A 20,546-nucleotide genomic window follows, 5' to 3' on the forward strand; every position below is an offset into this window, starting at 1 on the left:
GTGACTACAACCTCCCAAAAGCCCCTGTTCGGCACCGTCCTGGTGGCCAACCGCGGTGAGATCGCCTGCCGTGTGATCCGGACCCTGCGCGCCCTCGGCATCCGCTCTGTCGCCGTCTATTCCGACGCCGACGCCGACGCCCGCCACGTGCGCGAGGCCGACGTCGCCGTCCGGATCGGCCCGGCGGCCGCCGCCGAGAGCTACCTCAAGATCGAGGCCATCGTCCAGGCCTGCCGGGACACCGGCGCCGAAGCGGTCCATCCGGGCTACGGCTTCCTGAGCGAAAACGTCGACTTCGCCCGGGCCCTGGACAAAGCCGGAATCACGTTCATTGGCCCCGGCGTCGAGTCCCTGAACGTTATGGGCGACAAGATCCGCTCCAAGAACCACGTCGGAAGTTACGGCGTTCCGGTGGTCCCGGGCATTGCCGAGCCGGGGATGACGGACGCCCAGCTGATCGAGGCCGCGTCCGGCGTCGGCTTCCCGCTGCTGATCAAGCCCTCCGCCGGCGGCGGCGGCAAGGGGATGCACGTCGTGGAACGGCCGGAGGAGCTGGCGGCCACCCTGGCCACCGCCCGCCGGGTGGCGGCGAGCGCCTTCGGCGACGACACCCTGTTCCTGGAACGGCTCGTGCTCACCCCGAGGCACATCGAGGTCCAGGTCCTGGCCGACAACCACGGGAACGTCATCCATCTGGGGGAGCGCGAGTGCTCTTTGCAGCGCCGGCACCAGAAGGTCATCGAGGAAGCGCCCTCCCCGCTGCTGGAGTCCCTGGCCGACGGCGCGGAAATCCGGGCGCGTCTGGGTGAGGCAGCCTGCAACGCCGCGCGCAGCGTCAACTACTCCGGGGCCGGCACCGTGGAATTCCTGGTCTCGGACAACGCCCCGGACGAGTTCTTCTTCATGGAGATGAACACCCGCCTGCAGGTGGAGCACCCCGTCACCGAAATGGTCACCGGGGTCGACCTTGTCGAATGGCAGGTCCGCATCGCCGCCGGCGGGGTGCTCACCGTGCAGCAGGACGACGTCGTGCTCAGCGGCCACGCAGTGGAGGCGCGCGTGTACGCGGAAGTCCCGGAGCGGAACTTTCTGCCCTCCGGAGGTGAAGTGCTGCTCCTCGATGAACGGGGCACGATCTTCACCGCGATGGACGACCTCCATACCGTCACTCCGGCCGACGCTGATCCCCATATCCGGATCGATTCCTCGCTCGTCAAGGGACTGGAAATCTCCAGCGACTATGACCCCATGGTGGCCAAGGTCATCGCCTGGGGCAGGGACCGCCCGGCCGCACTGGACAAACTCGACACTGCCCTCGCCCGCTACACCGCCCTGGGCTTCGACACCAATGTCGAGTACCTGCGCTTGCTGATCAACGACGCCGATGTACGCGCCGGTCGGCTGGACACCGGCCTGATCGAGCGGAAGATGCCGGAATTCAGCTTCCGCCGGATCGGCGACGCCGAGCTAATCGCCGCGGCCCTGCCGTTCTGGGTCCTGGCCGAGGGGCCGGACACGGTTGGTCCGCCCTGGGACACCGTCACTGGCTGGCGCCTTGGCGCCCCCGCGCCGTGGCGGATGAGCTTCGGAACGCCCGGCGGGGGACTCGCCACCGTGGCCGTCACCTGCCTGAGCAACCTGGACCTCGGCCATGCCACCGTCCGCGTGGACGACGGCCCGGCACACCGTGTAACGGTCCTGGGGCTAGCCAGCGACGACGTCTATCTGGAGCTCGACGGCCGCGAACTGCGGTTCGCGCAGGCACCCGCGTGGCAGGATTTCCCGCCGGGCGGCACGCCGCAGTTCGTCCATGTCGGCAACGAGGGCTGGTCCTGCCGGCTCGAGGTGCTCACCCGGGAAACCCGGCTCGCCCGGGTGCTGGCCGCGATCGAACGCGTTGAGGGCGCCGCCGACCCGGCGGTGCGCTCGCCGATGCCCGGCACCGTCGTTTCCGTCTCCGTCCGCAACGGTGACGCCGTGGAAGCCGGCCAGGTACTGGTGTCGGTGGAGGCCATGAAGATGGAGCACCAGCTGGTGGCGCCCCTGGACGGGACCGTGCATATCAGCGTCACATCCGGCGACCTCGTCAAGGCGGACCAGGTGCTCGCCACCATCCACGCCGCCGTTGCGGCTGAGCCGCCTTCGGCGGACACCGCAGCCGAGGACACGATTGAGGAAGCCGTCATCGCGATGGGCGCGGCGGACTAGCAACCCGGAACGAAGCCGCCGCACCACATCGAAGCACCACCCCACAAACAAGCAACACGCCAGCAGTACAGACGAAGGAGTCACCCCCAATGGCAGATTTTGAACTCAGCGAGGATTACCAGGACCTCAGCAACACCGTCCGCGAATTCGCCGACGAAGTGGTGGCCCCGGTCTCCGCCAAGCACGACGAGGAGCACAGCTTCCCGTACGAAATCGTCTCCCAGATGGCCGACATGGGCCTGTTCGGCCTGCCGTTCCCGGAAGAGTTCGGCGGGATGGGCGGGGACTACTTCGCCCTCGCCCTGGCCCTTGAGCAGCTTGGCCGGGTGGACCAATCCGTCGCCATCACCCTCGAGGCCGGTGTCTCCCTTGGTGCTATGCCGATCCACCGCTTCGGCAACGAGGCGCAGAAGCAGGAATGGCTGCCCCTGCTCGCCTCCGGCAAGGCGCTCGCCGGCTTTGGCCTGACCGAGCCGGAAGCCGGCTCCGACGCCGGCGGAACCAAGACCACCGCGAAGCTTGGTGGCGGCGAGTGGGTCATCAACGGCAACAAGGAATTCATCACCAACTCCGGCACGGACATCACCCGGCTCGTCACCGTCACCGCGGTGACGGGGCAGGAGGAACGCTCGGACGGCAGCATCAAGAAGGAAATCTCCACCATCCTGGTGCCCACCAACACCCCGGGCTTCACAGCGGAGAAGGCCTACAACAAGGTCGGCTGGAACGCCTCGGACACCCACCCGCTGACGCTTAACAACGTCCACGTCCCCGAGGCCAACCTGCTGGGCACGCAGGGCCGCGGCTACGCCAACTTCCTCTCGATCCTGGACGAAGGCCGGATCGCGATCGCAGCCCTGGCCGTCGGCGCGGCCCAGGGCTGCGTGGACCAGTCGGTGAAATACGCCAAGGAACGCAGCGCGTTCGGGCAGAACATCGGCAAGTACCAGGCCATCGCCTTCAAGATCGCCCGGATGGAAGCCCGGGCCCACACGGCCCGCCTGGCCTACTACGACGCGGCCGCCCGGATGCTCGCCGGCAAGCCGTTCAAGACGCAGGCGGCCATCGCTAAGATGGTCGCAGGCGAGGCAGCCATGGACAACGCGCGGGACGCCACCCAGGTGTTCGGCGGCTATGGCTTCATCAACGAATTCACCGTGGCGCGCCACTACCGCGACTCCAAGATCCTTGAAGTCGGAGAGGGCACCACGGAGGTTCAGCTGATGCTGATCGCCCGCGAACTGGGGCTCTAACCCGCCCGCTGGCCGGACCCGTCGAGAGAAGGACCAACGATGATTGACAAGGTTGTTGCCAGCGCTGCCGAGGCTGTGGCGGACATCCCGGACGGTGCCTCGCTGGCCGTCGGCGGATTCGGGCTTTGCGGCATCCCCGTCGCCCTGATCGATGCCCTGCACCAGCACGGCACCAAGGAACTGGAAACCGTCAGCAACAACTGCGGCGTTGACGACTGGGGACTAGGGATCCTGCTCAAGGATGGCCGGATCCGCCGCACCGTCAGCTCCTACGTGGGGGAGAACAAGGAGTTCGCCCGGCAGTATCTTTCCGGGGAACTCGAGGTGGTCCTCACCCCGCAGGGCACGCTGGCCGAGAAACTGCGGGCCGGCGGCGCGGGCATTCCGGCGTTCTACACGCCGGCCGGCGTCGGAACCCAGGTGTCCGACGGCGGCCTGCCGCAGAAGTACGACGGCGACGGAAACATCGCCATCGCGTCGACGCCCAAGGAGGTCCGCAGCTTCAAGGGCGCCGACTACGTCCTGGAGGAATCGCTGAACCCCGACTTCGGACTCGTGCACGCCTGGAAGGGCGACCGCCACGGCAACCTTGTCTTCCACGCCACCGCGATGAACTTCAACCCGCTGTGTGCGATGGCCGGGAAGATCACCATCGCCGAAATCGAGGAGCTCGTGGAACCCGGGGAACTGGACCCGGAGCATGTCCACGTTCCCGGCATATTCGTCCAGCGCGTTGTGCTGGCGCCGCAGGCCGAGAAGCGCATCGAAAAGCGGACTGTTTCCGCAACCGACCCGGCAGGAGCCTAGCCATGGAAACGAACAGCTCGCAGGGCGCACCGCCCCGTCCGGAAGCCGTCCGGCACGAATACCGGCGTTCCGCCGTCGAACACGCCGGCAATGACGGAAACGACCGCAAGGGCTGGACCCGCAATGAACTGGCGGCCCGGGTGGCGCAGGAACTGCACAACGGCCAGTATGTGAACCTCGGCATCGGCATGCCCACGCTGATCCCCAACTACATTCCGGCCGGGGTGGAGGTGGTGCTGCACTCGGAGAACGGCATCCTCGGCGTCGGCCCCTACCCGCGCGAGGACGAGGTGGATCCGGACCTGATCAACGCGGGCAAGGAAACCGTCACGGTCAACAAGGGCGCGGCGTTCTTCGATTCCGCCGCCTCGTTCGGCATGATCCGGGGCGGGCACGTGGATGTGGCCGTGCTCGGCGCGATGGAGGTCGCCGTCAACGGAGACCTGGCCAACTGGATGATCCCGGGCAAGATGGTCAAGGGGATGGGCGGGGCGATGGACCTGGTCTTCGGCGCCAAGAAGGTGATCGTGATGATGGAGCACGTGGACCGGAACGGCAGGCCGAAGATCGTGGAGCGCTGTTCACTGCCGCTGACCGGCAAGGGTTGCGTGGACCGGATCATCACGGACCTCGCCGTCATCGACGTCGTGACCGAGGGCGGGAAGTCCCGGCTGGTCCTGCGTGAACTGGCGCCCAACGTATCGGTCGAGGACGTGGCCGCGGCCACCGGCGCCGAACTCTTCGAGGAAGACCAGGAACTGACCGTATGACGACGGATGCAGCGGAGGCTGCCGGACCGCGGGTCGTCGAACAGCGCGGCCTCTACTTCGACGAGCTTGAGGAGGACGTGGTCTATGCGCACCGGCCGGGCCGGACCGTGACGGAGACGGACAACGTCCTCTTCACCACCATGACCATGAACACCCAGGCGCTGCACCTCGACGCCGCCTGGAGCGCCGGGCAGCCGTTCGGCCAGCGCCTGATGAACTCGATGTTCACGCTGGCCACCGTGGTGGGGCAGTCCGTTCCGCAACTGACGCAGGGCACCATCGTCGCGCAGTTGGGCATGACGGATGTTTCCTTCCCGCACCCGCTGTATCACGGCGACACCCTGTACACGGAGACCATCGTGACCGGCAAGCGGCTGTCCTCCTCCCGCCCCGGGCAGGGCGTCGTGACTCTGAAGCACACCGGCCGGAACCAGCACGGCGACGTCGTGGCCCTCGCCACGCGCAGCTGCCTGATGTGGACGCGCGCGGCCCACACCGCCGCGCAGGACGAAAACTCCGAACGGATAGAAACTGCCGGGAAAGAATCTGCCCTGAAAGAACGCGCTCAAGAGGGGAGAATAGACACATGAGTTTTTTGATGGGTCCTGCCCTGCTGTTCTGCCCGGCCGACCGTCCCGAGCGCTACCAGAAGGCTGCCGAGCGTGCTGACGCGGTCATCGTGGACCTGGAGGACGCGGTGGCGCCGGCAGACAAGCAGCGCGCCCGCGGCGCCATCCTCGCCCAGCTTGGCTCCGCCGGCGATGTGCCGGAACTGGATCCGAGCCGGACCATCATCCGGCTCAACCCGGCGGGTAGCGAGGAGTTCGAGAAGGACCTGCACTGCCTCAAGCACACCCCATACCGGCACGTCATGCTGGCCAAGGCGGAGAGTGCGGCCCAACTCAGGGCGCTGGAAGGCTACAGCGTGATTGCGCTCTGCGAGACGGCAGCCGGGATCCTGAACGCCGCCGCCATCGCCGCCGAACCGAACGTTGTGGGCCTGATGTGGGGCGCCGAGGACCTGCTCGCCTCCCTCGGAGGCACCTCCAGCCGGACCGACGACGGCGGCTACCGTGCGGTGGCGCTGCACGCGCGCTCCACGGTCCTGCTGGCCGCCCGGGCCTCGGGCAAGGAAGCCGTCGACTCCGTCTACGTCAACATCCCTGATCTCGTGGGGCTTGCCGTCGAGGCCCGCGACGCCGTCGCTTCGGGCTTCGGTTCGAAGGCGTGCATTCATCCGAACCAGGTGGCCGTGGTCCGCGGGGCCTATGCTCCCTCTGAAGCCGACGTCGCCGCTGCCGCGGAGCTGCTTGACGCCGCCGCAGGGGCCGGCGCGGGGGTCTTCCAGCACAAGGGCAAGATGATCGACGGGCCCATCCTTAAGCACGCAGAGTTCACGCTCCGCCGCGCCGGACGCTCGCCGGTCTAGGCCGGGCGCTCGCCGGTCCAGTGTGCGTCAGTTGCCGGCAGCCCGGGCCCAGATGTTGTCGATGCTGGTTTCGTACATGCGGGCCAATTGCGTGGTGATGGACTGCTTGCGCATCAGGTGCTCGTACTTGAGGTCAAAATCAATGGTCAGAGGCGCCTTTCGACCCGCCCGGCCAGCGTAGCTGGCGCCGTAGACGTTGGCGATCAGCTCCTCCGCACCCACCTGGCAGTCCTGTTCAAGGATCAGCCGGTATTGGGTCCGCCAGTGCGAGCCTATGGTCTGCTTGGCATCGTTGACTCCTGCTTCGCGAAGCTGCAGGGCGAACCAGCCGAGCAAGCTCTTCCGCACATACTGCTCAACGGAGCGAAGGGGAAGATGGTGTATCAGCGCAAATTCCTTGTCGGGTTTCACCGAGACATGAGGTTCGCTGCGGGACCAGTCCCGGATGTGGTGGTTGCCGTTGCCGATTTTGAATCCGCCGCATCTACCGGCCTCATGGAAAATCATTGACTTGTCAGTTGCCGGCACCGTGTCCGTTACGGACGTGAGGTCGAAGAGCGACAGGCTGTGCCCGTCAGTAACTTCGCCGCCATACAGGTAGTTGACCCGCTTCACGTAGTACGCTGCGGCGCCTCCCCGGGATTCGCGCAGGGAAAGCATTTCTTCCCGGTCGAGGTCGAGAAATTCATCGGCGTCGAGGAGAAAGACGAAGTCAAAGTCATTGTGCCGAAAAGCATTCCTGTACATCGCAGTCATTTTTTCGTTCTGCTTGAGTGCTTGGTCTTCGTCGATGGAGATCGTCAGCGGCAGTCCCTCAGCCTTCAGCGCCTGCAGAATGTCCATCGTGCCGTCCGTGGACAAATTGTCCGCGATGAACATGTGGTCGACGGCCCTGAGGTTATATCGGACAAACGCCTCGATGATGTCCTCTTCGTTCTTGACCATGGTCAAGCTGACTGTCTGCATCTGCACTCCAAACTATTCCCGGCTGCTGGTCACTGAGCGAGATGCTTGGGCGACGCCGGCCTGGCGATGGACTCATGCTAGCAACTGGGCAGACTCCGGCCGGAATGGGGCTGTTCTGCGCCCTGGGAGTTCCGGAAACGCCGCAGGCCGGATGTCGTGGGACATCCGGCCTGCGGTGCTCATAGCTGTGTTCGGGTCAAGCCGCGTTAATGTGCAGCTGCCTTGACCGCGAGGATGGGGCAGTCCGCTTCCAGGAGGATCTGCTGCGACGTGCTTCCCATGATCAGTTTTCCGACCGGCGTGCGCCTCCGCAGGCCGATGACGATGAGGTCCGCGCGGTACTCGTCGGCGGCCCGCAGTACCTCGTTGGCCGCCTCGTTGCCACGGACCGGCTGCAGGATGTGGTGCTCGATGCCTTCGTCCTTGAGCCTGTCCTCGATGGTGGCAATGGCGTCCTCCTGGGCGTACCGCTTGTCCACGGGGGCGTCACCCCGGGACGAGTTGATGACGACGAGGAGCGCATTGTCCTTGCGGGCTTCAACTATGGCGCGCTCAAAGGCCGCTTCCCCCTCGGGTGTGGGTACGTATCCGACGATGATGCTCACTGTTTCTCCTGTCGCGACCGGCGGGTCTCGCCGGGATCGATGGTGCTTTCGGCATGTTCCGGGCCGTGCGTCGCTCGGCCTGCCGGAGTCGTGGCGGCTGCGTCGTCCGCCGCCTCGTCCCACGCCCGGTCCGGCGTCCGGTCCGGTCCGGCGGTGGCCAGGACGGCCGGCCCGGGCCGTGACTTGCGCCAGAGCTTCAGCAGCAGCGGCCAGACCAGGATGATTGCCACGATGATGTAAATGCCGACGGCGATGGGTTCGCTCCACAGGCCGGAAACGTCACCGGCACTGAGCTGCAGGGTCTTGCGCAGCTGACCCTCCAGGCGGGGGCCCAGGATCACACCGAGGACGAGCGGGAGTACGGGCAGCCCGAACCGGCGCATCATGAACCCGAGCGCGCCCAAGACCAGCAGGAGCACCAGGTCGAACGCCTGCAGGTTCACCGAATACGCGCCCAGCGTGGCAAAGAACAAGATGCCCGCATAGAGGTACGGCCGGGGCAGCTGCAGCAGCTTGGCCCACAGCGGCGCCAGCGGAAGATTGATCAGCAGAAGCAGCAGATTGCCGATGAACAGGCTCGCGATCAGTGCCCACACCAGCGGGCCCTCGCTCTCGAACAGCTGCGGCCCCGGCTGGATGCCGTACTGGGTGAAAGCTGCGAGCATCACAGCGGCGGTGGCGTTGGTCGGCAGGCCGAGGGCAAGCATGGGAGTCAACGTGCCGGCCGCGGCAGCGTTGTTTGCTGCTTCAGGTCCCGCGACGCCCTCAATGGCGCCCTTGCCAAACTCCTCGGGGTGCTTGGTGAGGCGCTTTTCTGTGACATAAGAGAGGAAGGTCGGAATCTCGGCGCCGCCGGCGGGCAGGGCGCCGAACGGGAACCCGAAGGCCGTTCCGCGCAGCCAGGGCTTCCAGGACCGCTTCCAGTCCTCCTTGCCCATGAACGGCCGGCCCACCGGGATGACCTGGAGCGGGGTCCGGCGCAGGTGGGCGGCGACCCAGAGGGCCTCTCCCACCGCGAAGATCGCCACGGCCACGACCACGATGTCGATTCCATCAACCAGCAGCGGTTGACCAAAGGTAAGGCGGCGCTGCCCGGTGACAGAGTCAAGGCCCACAAGGCCGATCGCCAGGCCCAGGCCCAGCGACGCAAACCCCTCAGCCGGGAGGATCCCAGCACAGCGGTGACCGCCAGGAGGGCAAGGATCATGATGGCGAAGTAGCTCGGAGCACCCAGGCTGACCGCAAACTTCACCACGACGGGCGCGCAGACGGCCAGCAGCGTGGTGCCGATGGTGCCCGCCACGAACGAGCCGATGGCTGCGGTCGCCAGCGCCTGCGCGGCCCTGCCGGCCTTCGCCATCTTGTGGCCCTCGATGGCTGTGACCACCGAGGACGACTCGCCCGGGGTATTGAGCAGAATGGAGGTGGTAGAGCCGCCGTACATCCCGCCGTAATAGATGCCGGCGAACATGATGAAGGCGCTCGTAGGTTCCAGTGCATAGGTGACCGGCAGCAGCAGCGCCACGGTCATGGCCGGGCCGAGGCCCGGAAGGACGCCGACGGCGGTGCCCAGGACCACGCCGATCACGGCGTAGAGGAAGTTCATGGGGGTCAGTGCGGTGGCAAAGCCGTCCATGAGGGAGGCGAAGACGTCCATTAGAGAATTCCTTCCAGCAGCCCGGCGGGAAGCGCAATGCCGAGGCCGAGGTAAAAGCCGTAGAAGGTCAGGAGGGACAAGGCCACGGAGATGAGGCCGTCCCGGACGTAGTGCCGGCTGCCCAGGGCCCACACACTGCCCCAAAACAGGATGGTTCCGGATACTACCCAGCCGGCCCAATCAATCAGCAGGATGTTGGCCACGAATGCGCCAACCAGCGGCAGGACCGTCTTCCAGTCCGCGGGATGCGTCAGGTCTACATCCTCGCCGCTTTCCGCTTCGGCGTGCCCGCCGCGGAGCACGTTGATGGCCAGCAGTACGGCGCAGACAAGCAGCAGGCCCGCAACGATGTAGGGGATGGTCTTGGGTCCGACGGCGTCCGACCGGGAGAACGGGGTCACGAGGTTGACGGCGTCCCACAGAACCAGCCCCCCAACCGCTCCGAGCAGGAGGGCAACCCCCAGCTCGGAGCGGCCTTTGAGCTTAGTGGTCAAGGAACTCACGTCAGGCCAAGCTTCGTCAGAATGTCGGCCACCCGCTTGTCCTGCTCGGTCAGGAAGGACTTGAACTCGTCGCCGGTCAGGAAAGCGTCGGACCAGCCTTTCGACTTCAGCGCGTCCTTCCAGGCCTGGGTGCCGTGCATCTTCTCGAGGGCGGCGATCAGGGATGCTTTGTCAGCATCGCTGATTCCGGGGGGCGCCACGATGCCCCGCCAGTTGCTGAATACCAGGTCGATGCCGGACTCTTTCAGGGTGGGGGCATCGACGCCCTCGAGGCGCTTGTCCCCGCTGGTTGCGAGGACCCGCACCTCTCCGGACTCGATCTGCTTCACGTACTCACCGGCCCCCGAGGCGGCAAAACCGAGCTTGTTTCCGAGGATGGCGGGAAGAAGATCGCCGCCGCCGTCGTAGGAGACGAAGTTGACCTTGGTGGCGTCGATACCGACGGCGCCGGCCAGCTGCATCGGCAAGAGGTGGTCAGGTCCACCGGGGGAAGAACCGCCGCCCACGCTGATGGAGCCCGGATCTGCTTTCCAAGCCGCCACGAGGTCGGTAATTGTCTTGTAGGGCGAGTCCTTGTTGACCATGATCGCGCCAGGCTCTTCGATGAGCTTGGCCAGGGGAGTGGTGTCGGTCAGCTTGGATTCGGACTTGTTGGTGTAGCTGGCGCCCACAACTCCAAGGCCCATCAACATGGCGAGGTCGCCGTTGCCCTTTTCGTTCACGACGCGGGCCAGGCCTACGGTTCCGCCGGCACCGGCGAGGTTGAACACCTCGGTGTTCGTGGCGATCTTCTCGTCGTCGAGAACCTTCGCCGCCACCCGGGCAGTGGTGTCGTAGCCGCCGCCTGCGGTATTGGGAACCAGGATCTGCAACCCGGTGATGGGGCCGGCAGCAGCGCCGGAGGTGGTGGGAGTGGCGCTCTTGCCGGTGGAACCGCAACCGGTGGCCATCAGGGCAATGCCGGCGGCGACGGCGGCAATGCGGAATGCGCGGATCTGGCGCATGGTGTTCCTCTTCTCGCTAAAACTGATCAGCAAAACTGACTGGTGTATTCGATGCTAGGTGCGGACGTGACGCGGATCACCCTTGTGTACGCAGAGAAAGTTAAGTTCATTTCGTTCACGTTTCTGCCGTCCAACGGCGCCCTCGGGCCCGTCGGAATCTGCCGTCCGGCGTGCGGTATAGTTCACCCCACCGCCGCGGATTGTGTTCCATCCTGCGTGCAGCGGCCGAGGCGTTGTGCCAGCCAGATCACGAGAAGGAAAGACAGCACGTGACTCGACGACGAGGGATGTCCCTGGCCGGGCAGTACCTGTTCCTGCAGCTGCTGATCGTCCTGGCCGTGCTGGTAGCGGTGGTCGCGATTTCGCTGGCGCAGTCAGCCGCCGCCTTTGAAAGGATAGAAGGCCGCAGGGCGTTGTCCGCGGCCGAGGCCCTGGGCGGCAATCCCACTGTCCGCGTCCTCCTTCCGACGGCGGAACCACGTAGCGGGTCGGCGCTGCCCGCGGTGGCCGAGTCCGTCCGCACCCTGTCCGGTTCCTCGCAAGTAGCGCTGGCCAAACTGGACGGCACCGTCGTCGCGTCCTCCGACCCCGGACAACTCGGCAAGCCCCTCGAACTGGGGGAGAGCAGAGTCATGGAGGGCCGGGCCTGGACCGGGGTGGTGGGCGGATCGGGAACGCCGTACCTCTCGGCCCACGTGCCGGTCCTGGCTGATAACGGCGCCATGATCGGCATCGCGTCCATCAGCCGGAACTACCCGTCCACGCTGGAGCGGCTGGGCGACGCCGTGCCGAACCTGCTCACCTATCTTGGCGTGGCCAGCGTGCTCGGCGTCGCGGGCTCGCTTCTTCTGGCGCGGAGGGTGAAACGCCAGACCCTGGGCATGGAACCGAAAGAGATCACCAACCTGGTGGAAAACCGCGAGGCCATGCTGCATGGTCTCAAGGAAGGCGTGGTGGCCCTGGACCCGCACGAACGGATCACGGTGGTCAACGAGAGCGCCCGCCAGCTCCTGGGACTGTCGCCGGACTGCGTGGGCAAGAACCTCGGCAGCCTGGCCGTGGAGCCCGCGTTGCGGGAGGTTCTCACCCGGGACCAGCCGGGTCCGGACAGGCTTGTGCTGGTGGGTGAGCGGCTTGTTGTCCTCAACAGGATGCCCATGCTCTCGCGCGGCCGCACCATAGGTTCCGTGACCACGCTTCGTGACCGCACCGAACTGTCCTCGCTCGAGCGTGAGTTGGGAACCACACGCACCGCAACGGACACCCTCCGTGCCCAGGCCCACGAATTCGCGAACCAGCTGCACATCATTTCCGGCCTCATCCAGATCGGCGAGTACGACGCGGTGGTTCAGTTCGTCAACGGAGCAACCCTGGACCGGACCAGGCTCAACGAAGAAGTGACCAGCAGGATCGGCGACCCCGCGCTGGCAGCGCTGCTGATCGCAAAGTCCAGCCTTGCGGCCGAGGGCGGAGTGGCGCTCCAGCTGTCTCCGGACTCCCATTTGGGACCGGTGGAGGAGGACTTGTCCAGGGACCTGACAACCGTGGTGGGCAACCTTGTCGACAACGCCCTGGATGCCGTCCGGGGAACCGCCGACGCCGTCGTCCAAGTTCTGGTCGACGACGGCGGCGATGAGTTGCGCGTCGTCGTGAAGGACTCCGGTCCCGGCGTGCCGCCGGAACACATGGATGCCATCTTCCGGCAAGGATTCACCACCAAACAAGCCACTGCCGACGGCGGACGCGGCTACGGCCTGGCCCTGTCCCGGGTGGTTTGCCAGCGCCGGGGAGGGCAGCTTTCGGTACACAACGAGGCCGGGGCGGTCTTCACTGCGACGCTCGTCCCGAGGAAGGTGTGGCCATGATCAGGGTCCTCATCATCGACGACGACTTTATGGTCGCCAAGGTCCATGCCGGCTTCATCCAGCGGACCCCCGGGTTCGCCGTGGTCGGAGCGGCGCACAGCGGCGCCGAAGCGCTCGCCAAGACCCGGGACCTCAGGCCTGATCTGGTGCTGCTTGATATCCATCTTCCTGATGCCAACGGGCTCGATCTGATGCTTCAGCTGCGCGAAATCGCCCCGGAACTGGACGTGCTGGTGATCAGTGCGGCGCGGGAGGTGGAGACGGTGCGGCGCGCCCTACGGGGAGGGATCGTCCATTACCTCATTAAGCCGTTCTCGCAGGCGGACCTGCAGGAGCGCCTGGAGCATTACCGGAGCGCCTACCAGAGCCTGGACTCGTCCAAGGATGTGGCCGAGCAATCGGACGTGAACCGGGTCTTCGGGGTGGAGCGGCAGGAGTTCATCGAGCGGCCGCTGCCCAAGGGCTGCAGCCCGGAGACGCTCAAGATGGTCGAAGCAGTCCTGCGCTCGGCTGAGACAGACCTGTCCGCCGCAGAAGTGGCGGACCTTACTGGCACGTCCCGGGTCAGCGCGCGCCGCTACCTGGAGTATCTCCACGATGAAGCCAGAGTCCAGGTGCGGCTCAAGTATGGGGCAGGACGCCCCGAACGCCGCTACCTGATGAACCCGCAGTGACCTCGTCCGGGCCTGCCTTTAGGCCATGACGGGCGGCGTTTCCAGCCGTCGTCAATGCTTCGCCGGCAGGGATACCGGAGGGATGGCCACATACAGGGAGGTCCGGATCCAGCGCTGGCCGGTAGCCCGGAATTCGGCCCGCGTGGCGAAGCGGTAGAGGTAACTTTGGACCCGCACCCATCGGGGGCGTCCGCCGTCGAACGGGTCGTGGCGCAACAGGCGCAAGATCTGCGCGTCGGCCTCCAGCAGCTTGGCCAGGAACGCGTAGAACCAATCCTCGTGCACCGTACGCAGCGGCAGGAACCACATCAGCCAGTCAAGCCGCAGGTGGTAGGGCGCATACTGCCGCGGGAGGCGGCGGACGTCCCCGGGTTTTCCCTTGAAGTCGTACTCCCGCCACTCGGCGTCGTCCCCCGGGTCCGGGTCGAGGGTTCCCTCCACCACGATCTCGATCCGCCGCCTGGTGACCGTGCCAAACGCGCCGTAAGTGTTGACGAGCTGCCAGCGGTTGAAACTGGCATTCATCAGTTGATGGTGCGAGCAAAGGTTCTGAATCGGCCGGTAGCTGAGCACCACGTGCAGGACGGTGGCGAACAGGACCACCACCAGCCACGGCACCGGTGCCCGGCTGCCGGCCGGTGCGCCGGCAACCACTTCTGCGGATGCGGCGTGCCAGTCGAGCGGGATGGCCGGAAGGACGGCGTGCGCCACCGGATCACTGATGGCGGCGAAGGCGAGCAGGATCGCCATCCAGTTGAGCCAGGCGAAGTTCCCGCTAACCACGAGCCAGAGCTGGGTGAAGATGACGATCCCGGCCGCGGCACTTGCCAGCGGCTGCGGGGCGAAGAGGAAGAACGGCACCACCAGCTGGGCGAAATGGTTGCCGAGGACCTCCAGCCGGTGCCACGCCCTGGGCAGCAGATGCGCCTGCCGGCTCAAGGGCCCGGGCATCGGCTGGGTCTCGTGGTGGTAGTACAGGGCCGTCAGATCGCGCCACTCGGACCCGCCGCGGATTTTGATCAGGCCGGCGCCGAATTCCAGGCGGAACACCAGCCACACCAGCAGGATCAGGATCGGCCGCGGCGGGGGAGTCTGGTCCGAGCCCAGGAACGCCGCGGTGAACCCCGCCTCCAGCAGCAGCATCTCCCAGCCAAAGCCGTAAAACGTCTGGCCGACATTGACCACCGACATGTACAACAGCCACAAGCCCAGGAACGCCAGCAGCGGAACCCATGGCGGCCCGAGCTGCGGCAGGCCGAGGATCAGGGTGCCGGAGATGGCCATGCCGCTCCAGCACACGGCCCGCAGCAGCCGGTCCGAATAGCGCCAGCGGAACAGGCTGGGCCTGCCCAGGCGGCGGAATCCTTCCAGATACTCCGGCGCCGGCAACAGGCCGCGCTCGCCGAGGAGGGCCGGGAACTGGTTGAGCGAGGAGAGGAAGGCCACGAAGAAGATGGTGGCGATGCCGCGCTGCAGTACCTGCCGGGCGAACTCGTACTCCGGCGCGTCGAACCATGAGGTCCACTCCACGAATCACACGTTACGCCGGTCCCGGCGGCCGGGCGGCACTAGGATCGAATCATGTTTGCTCTGGTGCTCATTGCCGTGGTGGCGGGGGCACTGGCTCAGCGGCTGGCCGGCCTCGGCTTCGGCCTCTTGGTCTCCCCGGTCCTGGTGGTCCTGCTGGGTCCCTTTGACGGCGTGATGATCATCAACCTCTGCGGTGCGGCGTCCTCGCTGCTGATCCTCTCCCGGGTGTGGCGGCACGTTGATTGGCGGCGTTACGCAGGCCTTGCCCTCTCCGCGCTGCTGGGCGTGGTTCCCGGTGCGTGGCTGGCCAGCAACGTCCCCGAGGCTCCGCTGGAAATCTGCATCGGGGTGCTGCTGGTCATTGCGTTGCTGGCGTCGCAGCGGCTGACCCGCAGCTCCTGGCGCGCCACCGGTCCGGTTCCCATGGTCGGGCTGGGCTTTACCAGCGGCCTGATGAACGCCGCAGCCGGGGTCGGCGGGCCCGCGATCACCGCGTATGCCGTCGCCACCCGCTGGGACCAGAAGAGCTTCGGCGCCACCTTGCAGCCGTACTTCGTCACCACCGGCCTGTCCTCCCTGCTCAGCAAGTACCTCTTCTCCGGCGGCCACCTTCCGGCCCTGGAGACCTGGCAATGGCTGGGCATCCTGATGGCCATGGTGGTCGGCATCGCGGCCGGTGATGTCCTGTCCGGACGGATCCGCCCCGGGGTCGTTCGGGGAATCGTGGTCGGCGTTGCCTACGCCGGTGCCCTGTCCACCATGGCCAAGGGCGTGGTGGAGCTGGCGTTCGGGTAGGGTGCCGGACTGCCGCGCCTCGCAAAAACACCGGGTGCGGGATACTTAAGCCATGCAGCCGCGCAAGATCGTCCTCCTCGGGTCCACCGGTTCCATCGGCACACAGGCGATTGACGTCGTCGACGGCGCCCCGGACCTGTTCGACGTCGTGGCCCTCAGCGCCGGCGGCGGCAACCTTGAACTTCTTGCCCGGCAGGCCGTGCACACCCGCGCCCAGGCAGTCGGCGTCGCGTCCGGCGATGCGGCCGCCCTCCAGGCGCTGATTGACGACGCAGCCCGCGCGGCGGGAGTGCGCGGCTACCGCCCGGAGATCATCACCGGCCCCGACGCCTCCACCCGGATCGCGGAGACCGATGCCGACGTGGTGCTGAACGGCATCACCGGCTCGATCGGACTGGCCCCCACCCTGGCAGCCCTGAAATCCGGCGCTACCCTGGCGCTGGCCAACAAGGAATCCCTGATCGTCGGCGGTTCCCTCGTCAAGGCCGCCGCCCGCGAGGGGCAGATTGTCCCGGTGGACTCCGAACACTCGGCGATCGCCCAGTGCCTGCGCTCGGGCACAGCGGCCGAAGTGGACCGGCTGGTCCTCACGGCCTCCGGCGGGCCCTTCCGCGGCAAGACCCGCGAGGAGCTCCACGATGTCTCCCCGCAGGACGCCCTCGCCCACCCCACCTGGGACATGGGCCTGATGGTCACCACCAACTCCGCCAGCCTGGTCAACAAGGGCCTCGAAGTGATCGAGGCGCACCTGCTCTTCGACATCCCGCTGGACCGGATCGACGTCGTGGTCCACCCGCAGTCCGTGGTGCACTCCATGGTCCAGTTCATTGACGGCTCCACCATCGCCCAGGCCTCTCCACCGGACATGCGCCTGCCCATCGCGCTGGGTCTCGGCTGGCCGGACCGCGTCGCCGGATCGGCCCAGGCCTGCGACTGGACCCGGGCCACCAGCTGGACCTTCGAACCGCTGGACACGGTGGCCTTCCCCGCCGTCGGGCTGGCCAAGGACGCCGCCAGGCAGGGGAGCACCTACCCCGCCGTCTTCAACGCCGCCAACGAGGAGGCGGTGATGGCGTTCCACGCCGGCCGGATCCGCTTCACCGACATTGTCGATACCATCGAAGCCGTACTCAGCGAACACGCAGGATCCTCCGGGCTGACAGTGGAGTCCGTACTGGATGCTGAAAAGTGGGCACGTGCCCGCACCCACGAACGTTTAGCCGTCAGAAGCGTCTAGGAAGCAGCAGATCACAGCATGAGCCCCGTCCTCCTCTTTATCCTCGGTGTCGTCTTTGTAGCGATCGGCATCGCCGTGTCCATCGCCCTGCACGAGGTGGGACACCTGCTGCCGGCCAAGCTGTTCAAGGTCCGCGTCACCAAGTACATGATCGGCTTCGGCCCCACGCTCTGGTCCAGGAAGAAGGGCGAGACCGAATACGGCTTCAAGGCCATCCCGCTGGGCGGATTCGTCTCCATGATCGGCATGTACCCGCCGAACAAGGAGGACGGCACCGTCCGGCCCTCCAGCACCGGCATGTTCCAGTCGCTCGCCAGTGACGCCCGCTCCATGGCCCACGAGGAAGTGGGCCCCGGCGACGAGAACCGCGTCTTCTACCGTCTCCCGGTCTGGAAGAAGATCATCGTCATGCTCGGCGGGCCGGCCATGAACCTCTTGATCGGCGTGGCCCTCACCGCCGTGCTGCTGATGGGGTTCGGCGTCGCCACCCAGACCACCACCATCGCCGACGTCTCCAAATGCCAGGTCAAGGCCGGCGAGACCGTGGACCCGGACTCCGCCGACTGCAAGCTCACCCCCGCCGCGGCCGCCGGGCTCAAACCCAACGACGTCATCACCGCCTTCGACGGCAAAACGGTCTCCAGCTGGGATGAGCTCACCGCCTGGATCCGCGCGTCGGCGGACAGGCAAGTCAGCATCACCGTGCAGCGCGACGGCGCTCCCGTCACCACCACTGTCACTCCGGTCCTCTCGGCCCGTCCGGTGGTGGGGGACGACGGCCGGCAGGCGAAGGACGCCGACGGCAAGCTGCTCTACCAGGACGTCGGTTTCCTGGGTGTCGGAGCCCAGACCACGCTCGTGCAGCAGCCGGCGACGGCCGTGCTTCCGATGGCGGGCGAAAACATCAAGCAGGTTGCCGGCGTCGTGGTGAACCTCCCGGCGCGGGTGGCCGGCGTGGCGAAGGCCGCCTTCAGCGAAGAACCCCGAGACCCCAACGGACCCATCAGTGTGGTGGGTGTGGGCCGGGTGGCCGGTGAGGTCGCCGCGATGGAACAGGTCCCGCTGCAGTCCCGGCTGGCCGCCCTGGTTGGCCTGCTGGCCGGACTCAACTTTGCCCTGGCCGTGTTCAATTTGGTTCCGCTGTTGCCTCTCGACGGCGGCCACGTCGCCGGCGCGCTGTACGAAGGCGCCCGGCGCAGGATCGCCAAACTGTTCGGCCGCCCGGATCCCGGCGCCTTCGACATCGCCAAACTGCTGCCGGTGACCTACGTGGTTGCGGTGCTGCTGATGGGCATGGGCGCCCTGCTGATCTACGCTGACATCGTCAAGCCGGTCAATCTCTTCGGCTAGGCTGGCCCGTTACGGCCTGTGCGGCTCCTTGCTGCGCGGCCCGCCCGGTGCGGGAGTCAGCCCCGAACCGGAAACCGCTGATCTTCGGATATCAGTCCATAACGGCTAATTCTAACTAATCAGTTGAAATTGATTGATTGTGGAAGATCAGCCGTTTAGGCTGGGCCCATGTACGTAATGACCATCGACCAGCGCGGGAGCACTACCGACGTCGACCGCGTCCCCGAGCTGCTGACGCAGCTATCTGCTCTCTCCAGCTCCGGGCGGTTCGAGCGCTCGGTCGGCGACGAGGTCCAGGGCGTTCTTGAACTCCCTGCGGAAGTGGTGGAAATCGCACTGCATGCCCTCCGCGGCGGCCGCTGGTACGTCGGGATCGGGGTGGGAGCCGTGGACCGGCCGCTGCCGGCAAGCCCGCGCGAGGGGTCGGGACCGGCCTTCGTCGCGGCCCGGCTTGCGGTGGACCGCGCCAAGGCCTCGGCGGCCCACGTGCCGCTCGCGGTGGTCCCCGGGGGCGCCCGCCGCGGACATGCTCCGTCCCCCGAAGCATCCGCCGGACGTGGCGCGGGGGCCGGGGAAGACGGCGCCAGGGCCTGCGCCAACGCTGAGGCTGTGCTGCGGCTGATCGGCCGCCTCGTCCAGGACCGGACCGACGCGCAATGGAAAGTTGTGGACGTGCTGCGCACTGTCCAGCACGGCCAGTCCAGCACGCACGGCACCCAGAAAATCGCGGCCCGAAAACTCGGAATCACCGAACAATCGGTGAGCCGCGCCCTCCTGCGCTCCGGCTGGCAGGAAGAATGGGCGGCGAGGCCAGCCGCCGAGATGCTGCTGTCCCTCGCAAACGGGCTGATCACCGGAACAAATCACCCCCGTGCAGACAGCAACGCAGAAGGAGACCGGTGAACGCCCTCTGGATCACCCTGGCCCTGCTCGCGGCCGGATTCGTCGGCTGGCCTGTCACAGCCCTGGTCTTCCGCCTGGCCCGGACCATCGACGACCGGGCCGACGCCGGGGCCGGTGACGCCGGCAGCCAGTTGCCAGCCGGGGGCGCCGGCGCCGAAGATCCCGCGGCGGACTCCACAACCGACGTCGTGAGCGCACAGCCGGGCAGCCAGGACACCGACGGCGACGCCGGTTCGGCGGCGGCGGGTGCTGCCGCCACGGGCTCCGGGGGCAATGCGGCTGCCGGCACGGACATAGTCAGCAGCGCCCGGATCCTGCGGGGCGGAGCGATCATCGGCATCCTGGAACGGCTGGCGGTCTGCCTGGCCATCCTGGCCGGCCAGCCCGTGGCAATCGCCTATGTCGTCGCCATCAAGGGTCTGGGGCGTTTCGCCGAGCTGAAGGAGACGCCGGTGGCGGCCGAGAGATTCATCATCGGGACCCTGACCTCCATGCTGTGGGCAGCGGGCATCGCCGCGGTGGCCAAGGTGTTCTTCCTCGGCTGAGCGCGGCCGGGGCCCGCCGGCTATCCGGGCGGGGCCCGGTGATGCCGAGGTCTCCGCCGCCGCGGGCCGTGGCGCCTGGCCTGCTGCCGGATGGGTAGCTGGCCGCTGGGGCGATAGTGTATCCGTATGACTGTTTTTGCTGTTGAGTATGTGTACGACGCCGAATCCACCGAAGCACGGGACGCCAGCCGCCCGGCGCACCGCGAATGGACCGCTGGACTGGCGCAGGAGGGCACGCTGCTCGCCAGCGGCCCCTACGGCGACGGCGCGGGAGCGCTCCTCATCCTGAAGGCGGCCGATGAGGCGGCCCTGAACGAGATCCTCAAGCAGGATCCGTTCGCCGCCGCCAGCGCCATCTCCGGGACCCGCATCACCGCCTGGGCGCCCGTGACCGGCCTCCTCGCCGGCCACGCCTAGCCCGTCCCGCAACAGCCCTCGATCTTCG

19 protein-coding genes and 1 pseudogene are annotated in these 20,546 nt (G+C 66.9%); 14 read left to right on the top strand and 6 right to left on the bottom strand.

Annotation, left to right across the window (positions count from 1 at the left end; all coding sequences use genetic code 11):
- The 6 genes from OM977_RS06535 to OM977_RS06560 all read left to right on the top strand — a co-directional run bounded on the left by OM977_RS06535 (window position 1) and on the right by OM977_RS06560 (window position 6,467).
- Complete coding sequence (locus OM977_RS06535) at window positions 1-2,208, top strand: acetyl/propionyl/methylcrotonyl-CoA carboxylase subunit alpha (RefSeq protein ID WP_264356692.1); 2,208 nt, start codon at window positions 1-3, stop codon at window positions 2,206-2,208.
- Between the two features lie 89 nt (window positions 2,209-2,297).
- Entirely contained in the window at window positions 2,298-3,461 is a 1,164-nt protein-coding gene (locus OM977_RS06540; RefSeq protein ID WP_264356693.1) for an acyl-CoA dehydrogenase family protein, read from the top strand.
- 39 nt (window positions 3,462-3,500) lie between these two features.
- Window positions 3,501-4,268: a CoA transferase subunit A gene (locus OM977_RS06545; RefSeq protein WP_264356694.1), complete on the top strand. Its 768-nt coding sequence runs from the start codon at window positions 3,501-3,503 to the stop codon at window positions 4,266-4,268.
- 2 nt (window positions 4,269-4,270) lie between these two features.
- Window positions 4,271-5,038, top strand: coding sequence for a CoA transferase subunit B (locus tag OM977_RS06550; RefSeq protein ID WP_264356695.1), 768 nt, complete (start codon window positions 4,271-4,273; stop codon window positions 5,036-5,038).
- Entirely contained in the window at window positions 5,035-5,628 is a 594-nt protein-coding gene (locus OM977_RS06555; protein WP_264356696.1) for a MaoC family dehydratase, read from the top strand. The genes OM977_RS06550 and OM977_RS06555 overlap by 4 nt, the downstream gene beginning before the upstream one ends.
- The gene (locus tag OM977_RS06560) at window positions 5,625-6,467 is read left to right on the top strand and encodes an HpcH/HpaI aldolase/citrate lyase family protein (RefSeq protein ID WP_264356697.1); all 843 of its coding nucleotides are present in this window, start codon (window positions 5,625-5,627) and stop codon (window positions 6,465-6,467) included. The genes OM977_RS06555 and OM977_RS06560 overlap by 4 nt, the downstream gene beginning before the upstream one ends.
- A gap of 27 nt (window positions 6,468-6,494) precedes the next feature.
- Here OM977_RS06560 and OM977_RS06565 read toward each other — a convergent pair whose 3' ends face one another.
- From OM977_RS06565 to OM977_RS06585, 5 genes and pseudogenes are all read right to left on the bottom strand, one after another.
- Window positions 6,495-7,433: a glycosyltransferase family 2 protein gene (locus tag OM977_RS06565; RefSeq protein ID WP_264356698.1), complete on the bottom strand. Its 939-nt coding sequence runs from the start codon at window positions 7,431-7,433 to the stop codon at window positions 6,495-6,497.
- Between the two features lie 206 nt (window positions 7,434-7,639).
- Complete coding sequence (locus tag OM977_RS06570) at window positions 7,640-8,038, bottom strand: universal stress protein (RefSeq protein ID WP_264356699.1); 399 nt, start codon at window positions 8,036-8,038, stop codon at window positions 7,640-7,642.
- Window positions 8,035-9,695, bottom strand: a pseudogene (locus tag OM977_RS06575) (tripartite tricarboxylate transporter permease). Before OM977_RS06575 ends, OM977_RS06570 begins: the two are co-directional and overlap by 4 nt.
- Window positions 9,695-10,198 carry a tripartite tricarboxylate transporter TctB family protein gene (locus OM977_RS06580; protein WP_264356700.1) on the bottom strand — a complete coding sequence of 168 codons (504 nt, stop codon included), beginning with the start codon at window positions 10,196-10,198 and terminating at the stop codon, window positions 9,695-9,697. The pseudogene OM977_RS06575 and the gene OM977_RS06580 overlap by 1 nt, the downstream one beginning before the upstream one ends.
- Window positions 10,195-11,202 carry a Bug family tripartite tricarboxylate transporter substrate binding protein gene (locus OM977_RS06585; RefSeq protein WP_264356701.1) on the bottom strand — a complete coding sequence of 336 codons (1,008 nt, stop codon included), beginning with the start codon at window positions 11,200-11,202 and terminating at the stop codon, window positions 10,195-10,197. The genes OM977_RS06580 and OM977_RS06585 overlap by 4 nt, the downstream gene beginning before the upstream one ends.
- Before the next feature lie 287 nt (window positions 11,203-11,489).
- On the opposite strand from OM977_RS06585, the gene OM977_RS06590 reads away from it, so the two are divergent.
- The gene (locus OM977_RS06590; RefSeq protein ID WP_264357331.1) at window positions 11,490-13,067 is read left to right on the top strand and encodes a sensor histidine kinase; all 1,578 of its coding nucleotides are present in this window, start codon (window positions 11,490-11,492) and stop codon (window positions 13,065-13,067) included.
- The gene (locus OM977_RS06595) at window positions 13,064-13,741 is read left to right on the top strand and encodes a response regulator (RefSeq protein WP_264356702.1); all 678 of its coding nucleotides are present in this window, start codon (window positions 13,064-13,066) and stop codon (window positions 13,739-13,741) included. The genes OM977_RS06590 and OM977_RS06595 overlap by 4 nt, the downstream gene beginning before the upstream one ends.
- 51 nt (window positions 13,742-13,792) lie before the next feature.
- On the opposite strand, the gene OM977_RS06600 is transcribed toward OM977_RS06595, so the two are convergent.
- Complete coding sequence (locus tag OM977_RS06600) at window positions 13,793-15,271, bottom strand: lipase maturation factor family protein (protein WP_264356703.1); 1,479 nt, start codon at window positions 15,269-15,271, stop codon at window positions 13,793-13,795.
- A gap of 51 nt (window positions 15,272-15,322) precedes the next feature.
- Here OM977_RS06600 and OM977_RS06605 point away from each other — a divergent pair, with 51 nt between their 5' ends.
- The 6 genes from OM977_RS06605 (at window position 15,323) to OM977_RS06630 (ending at window position 20,518) form a co-directional block, all read left to right on the top strand.
- Window positions 15,323-16,066: a sulfite exporter TauE/SafE family protein gene (locus tag OM977_RS06605; protein WP_264356704.1), complete on the top strand. Its 744-nt coding sequence runs from the start codon at window positions 15,323-15,325 to the stop codon at window positions 16,064-16,066.
- A 52-nt stretch (window positions 16,067-16,118) separates the two neighbouring features.
- Complete coding sequence (gene dxr, locus OM977_RS06610; protein ID WP_264356705.1) at window positions 16,119-17,303, top strand: 1-deoxy-D-xylulose-5-phosphate reductoisomerase; 1,185 nt, start codon at window positions 16,119-16,121, stop codon at window positions 17,301-17,303.
- Window positions 17,304-17,321: 18 nt separating this feature from the next.
- Window positions 17,322-18,653 (top strand): M50 family metallopeptidase, encoded by a 1,332-nt coding sequence (locus OM977_RS06615; RefSeq protein WP_264356706.1) that lies wholly within the window; start codon window positions 17,322-17,324, stop codon window positions 18,651-18,653.
- A gap of 168 nt (window positions 18,654-18,821) precedes the next feature.
- Window positions 18,822-19,556 carry a MarR family transcriptional regulator gene (locus tag OM977_RS06620; RefSeq protein ID WP_264356707.1) on the top strand — a complete coding sequence of 245 codons (735 nt, stop codon included), beginning with the start codon at window positions 18,822-18,824 and terminating at the stop codon, window positions 19,554-19,556.
- Window positions 19,553-20,101 carry a hypothetical protein gene (locus OM977_RS06625; protein ID WP_264356708.1) on the top strand — a complete coding sequence of 183 codons (549 nt, stop codon included), beginning with the start codon at window positions 19,553-19,555 and terminating at the stop codon, window positions 20,099-20,101. Before OM977_RS06620 ends, OM977_RS06625 begins: the two co-directional genes overlap by 4 nt.
- A 126-nt stretch (window positions 20,102-20,227) precedes the next feature.
- Window positions 20,228-20,518, top strand: a complete 291-nt coding sequence (locus OM977_RS06630; protein ID WP_264356709.1) for a YciI family protein — start codon at window positions 20,228-20,230, stop codon at window positions 20,516-20,518.
- Window positions 20,519-20,546: the final 28 nt, after the last annotated feature.

Origin of the sequence: Pseudarthrobacter sp. MM222, assembly GCF_947090775.1 — a bacterium.
GTDB lineage: Bacteria > Actinomycetota > Actinomycetes > Actinomycetales > Micrococcaceae > Arthrobacter.

Excerpts from the sequence above, each read along its gene's own strand:
- OM977_RS06550 (WP_264356695.1), top strand. The coding sequence starts at position 4,271 with ATGGAAACGAACAGCTCGCAGGGCGCACCGCCCCGTCCGGAAGCCGTC.
- OM977_RS06585 (WP_264356701.1), bottom strand. The coding sequence starts at position 11,202 with ATGCGCCAGATCCGCGCATTCCGCATTGCCGCCGTCGCCGCCGGCATT.
- OM977_RS06590 (WP_264357331.1), top strand. The coding sequence starts at position 11,490 with ATGTCCCTGGCCGGGCAGTACCTGTTCCTGCAGCTGCTGATCGTCCTG.
- OM977_RS06540 (WP_264356693.1), top strand. The coding sequence starts at position 2,298 with ATGGCAGATTTTGAACTCAGCGAGGATTACCAGGACCTCAGCAACACC.
- OM977_RS06620 (WP_264356707.1), top strand. The coding sequence starts at position 18,822 with ATGTACGTAATGACCATCGACCAGCGCGGGAGCACTACCGACGTCGAC.
- OM977_RS06630 (WP_264356709.1), top strand. The coding sequence starts at position 20,228 with ATGACTGTTTTTGCTGTTGAGTATGTGTACGACGCCGAATCCACCGAA.
- OM977_RS06560 (WP_264356697.1), top strand. The coding sequence starts at position 5,625 with ATGAGTTTTTTGATGGGTCCTGCCCTGCTGTTCTGCCCGGCCGACCGT.
- OM977_RS06555 (WP_264356696.1), top strand. The coding sequence starts at position 5,035 with ATGACGACGGATGCAGCGGAGGCTGCCGGACCGCGGGTCGTCGAACAG.
- OM977_RS06545 (WP_264356694.1), top strand. The coding sequence starts at position 3,501 with ATGATTGACAAGGTTGTTGCCAGCGCTGCCGAGGCTGTGGCGGACATC.
- OM977_RS06605 (WP_264356704.1), top strand. The coding sequence starts at position 15,323 with ATGTTTGCTCTGGTGCTCATTGCCGTGGTGGCGGGGGCACTGGCTCAG.
- OM977_RS06595 (WP_264356702.1), top strand. The coding sequence starts at position 13,064 with ATGATCAGGGTCCTCATCATCGACGACGACTTTATGGTCGCCAAGGTC.
- OM977_RS06565 (WP_264356698.1), bottom strand. The coding sequence starts at position 7,433 with ATGCAGACAGTCAGCTTGACCATGGTCAAGAACGAAGAGGACATCATC.
- dxr (WP_264356705.1), top strand. The coding sequence starts at position 16,119 with ATGCAGCCGCGCAAGATCGTCCTCCTCGGGTCCACCGGTTCCATCGGC.
- OM977_RS06615 (WP_264356706.1), top strand. The coding sequence starts at position 17,322 with ATGAGCCCCGTCCTCCTCTTTATCCTCGGTGTCGTCTTTGTAGCGATC.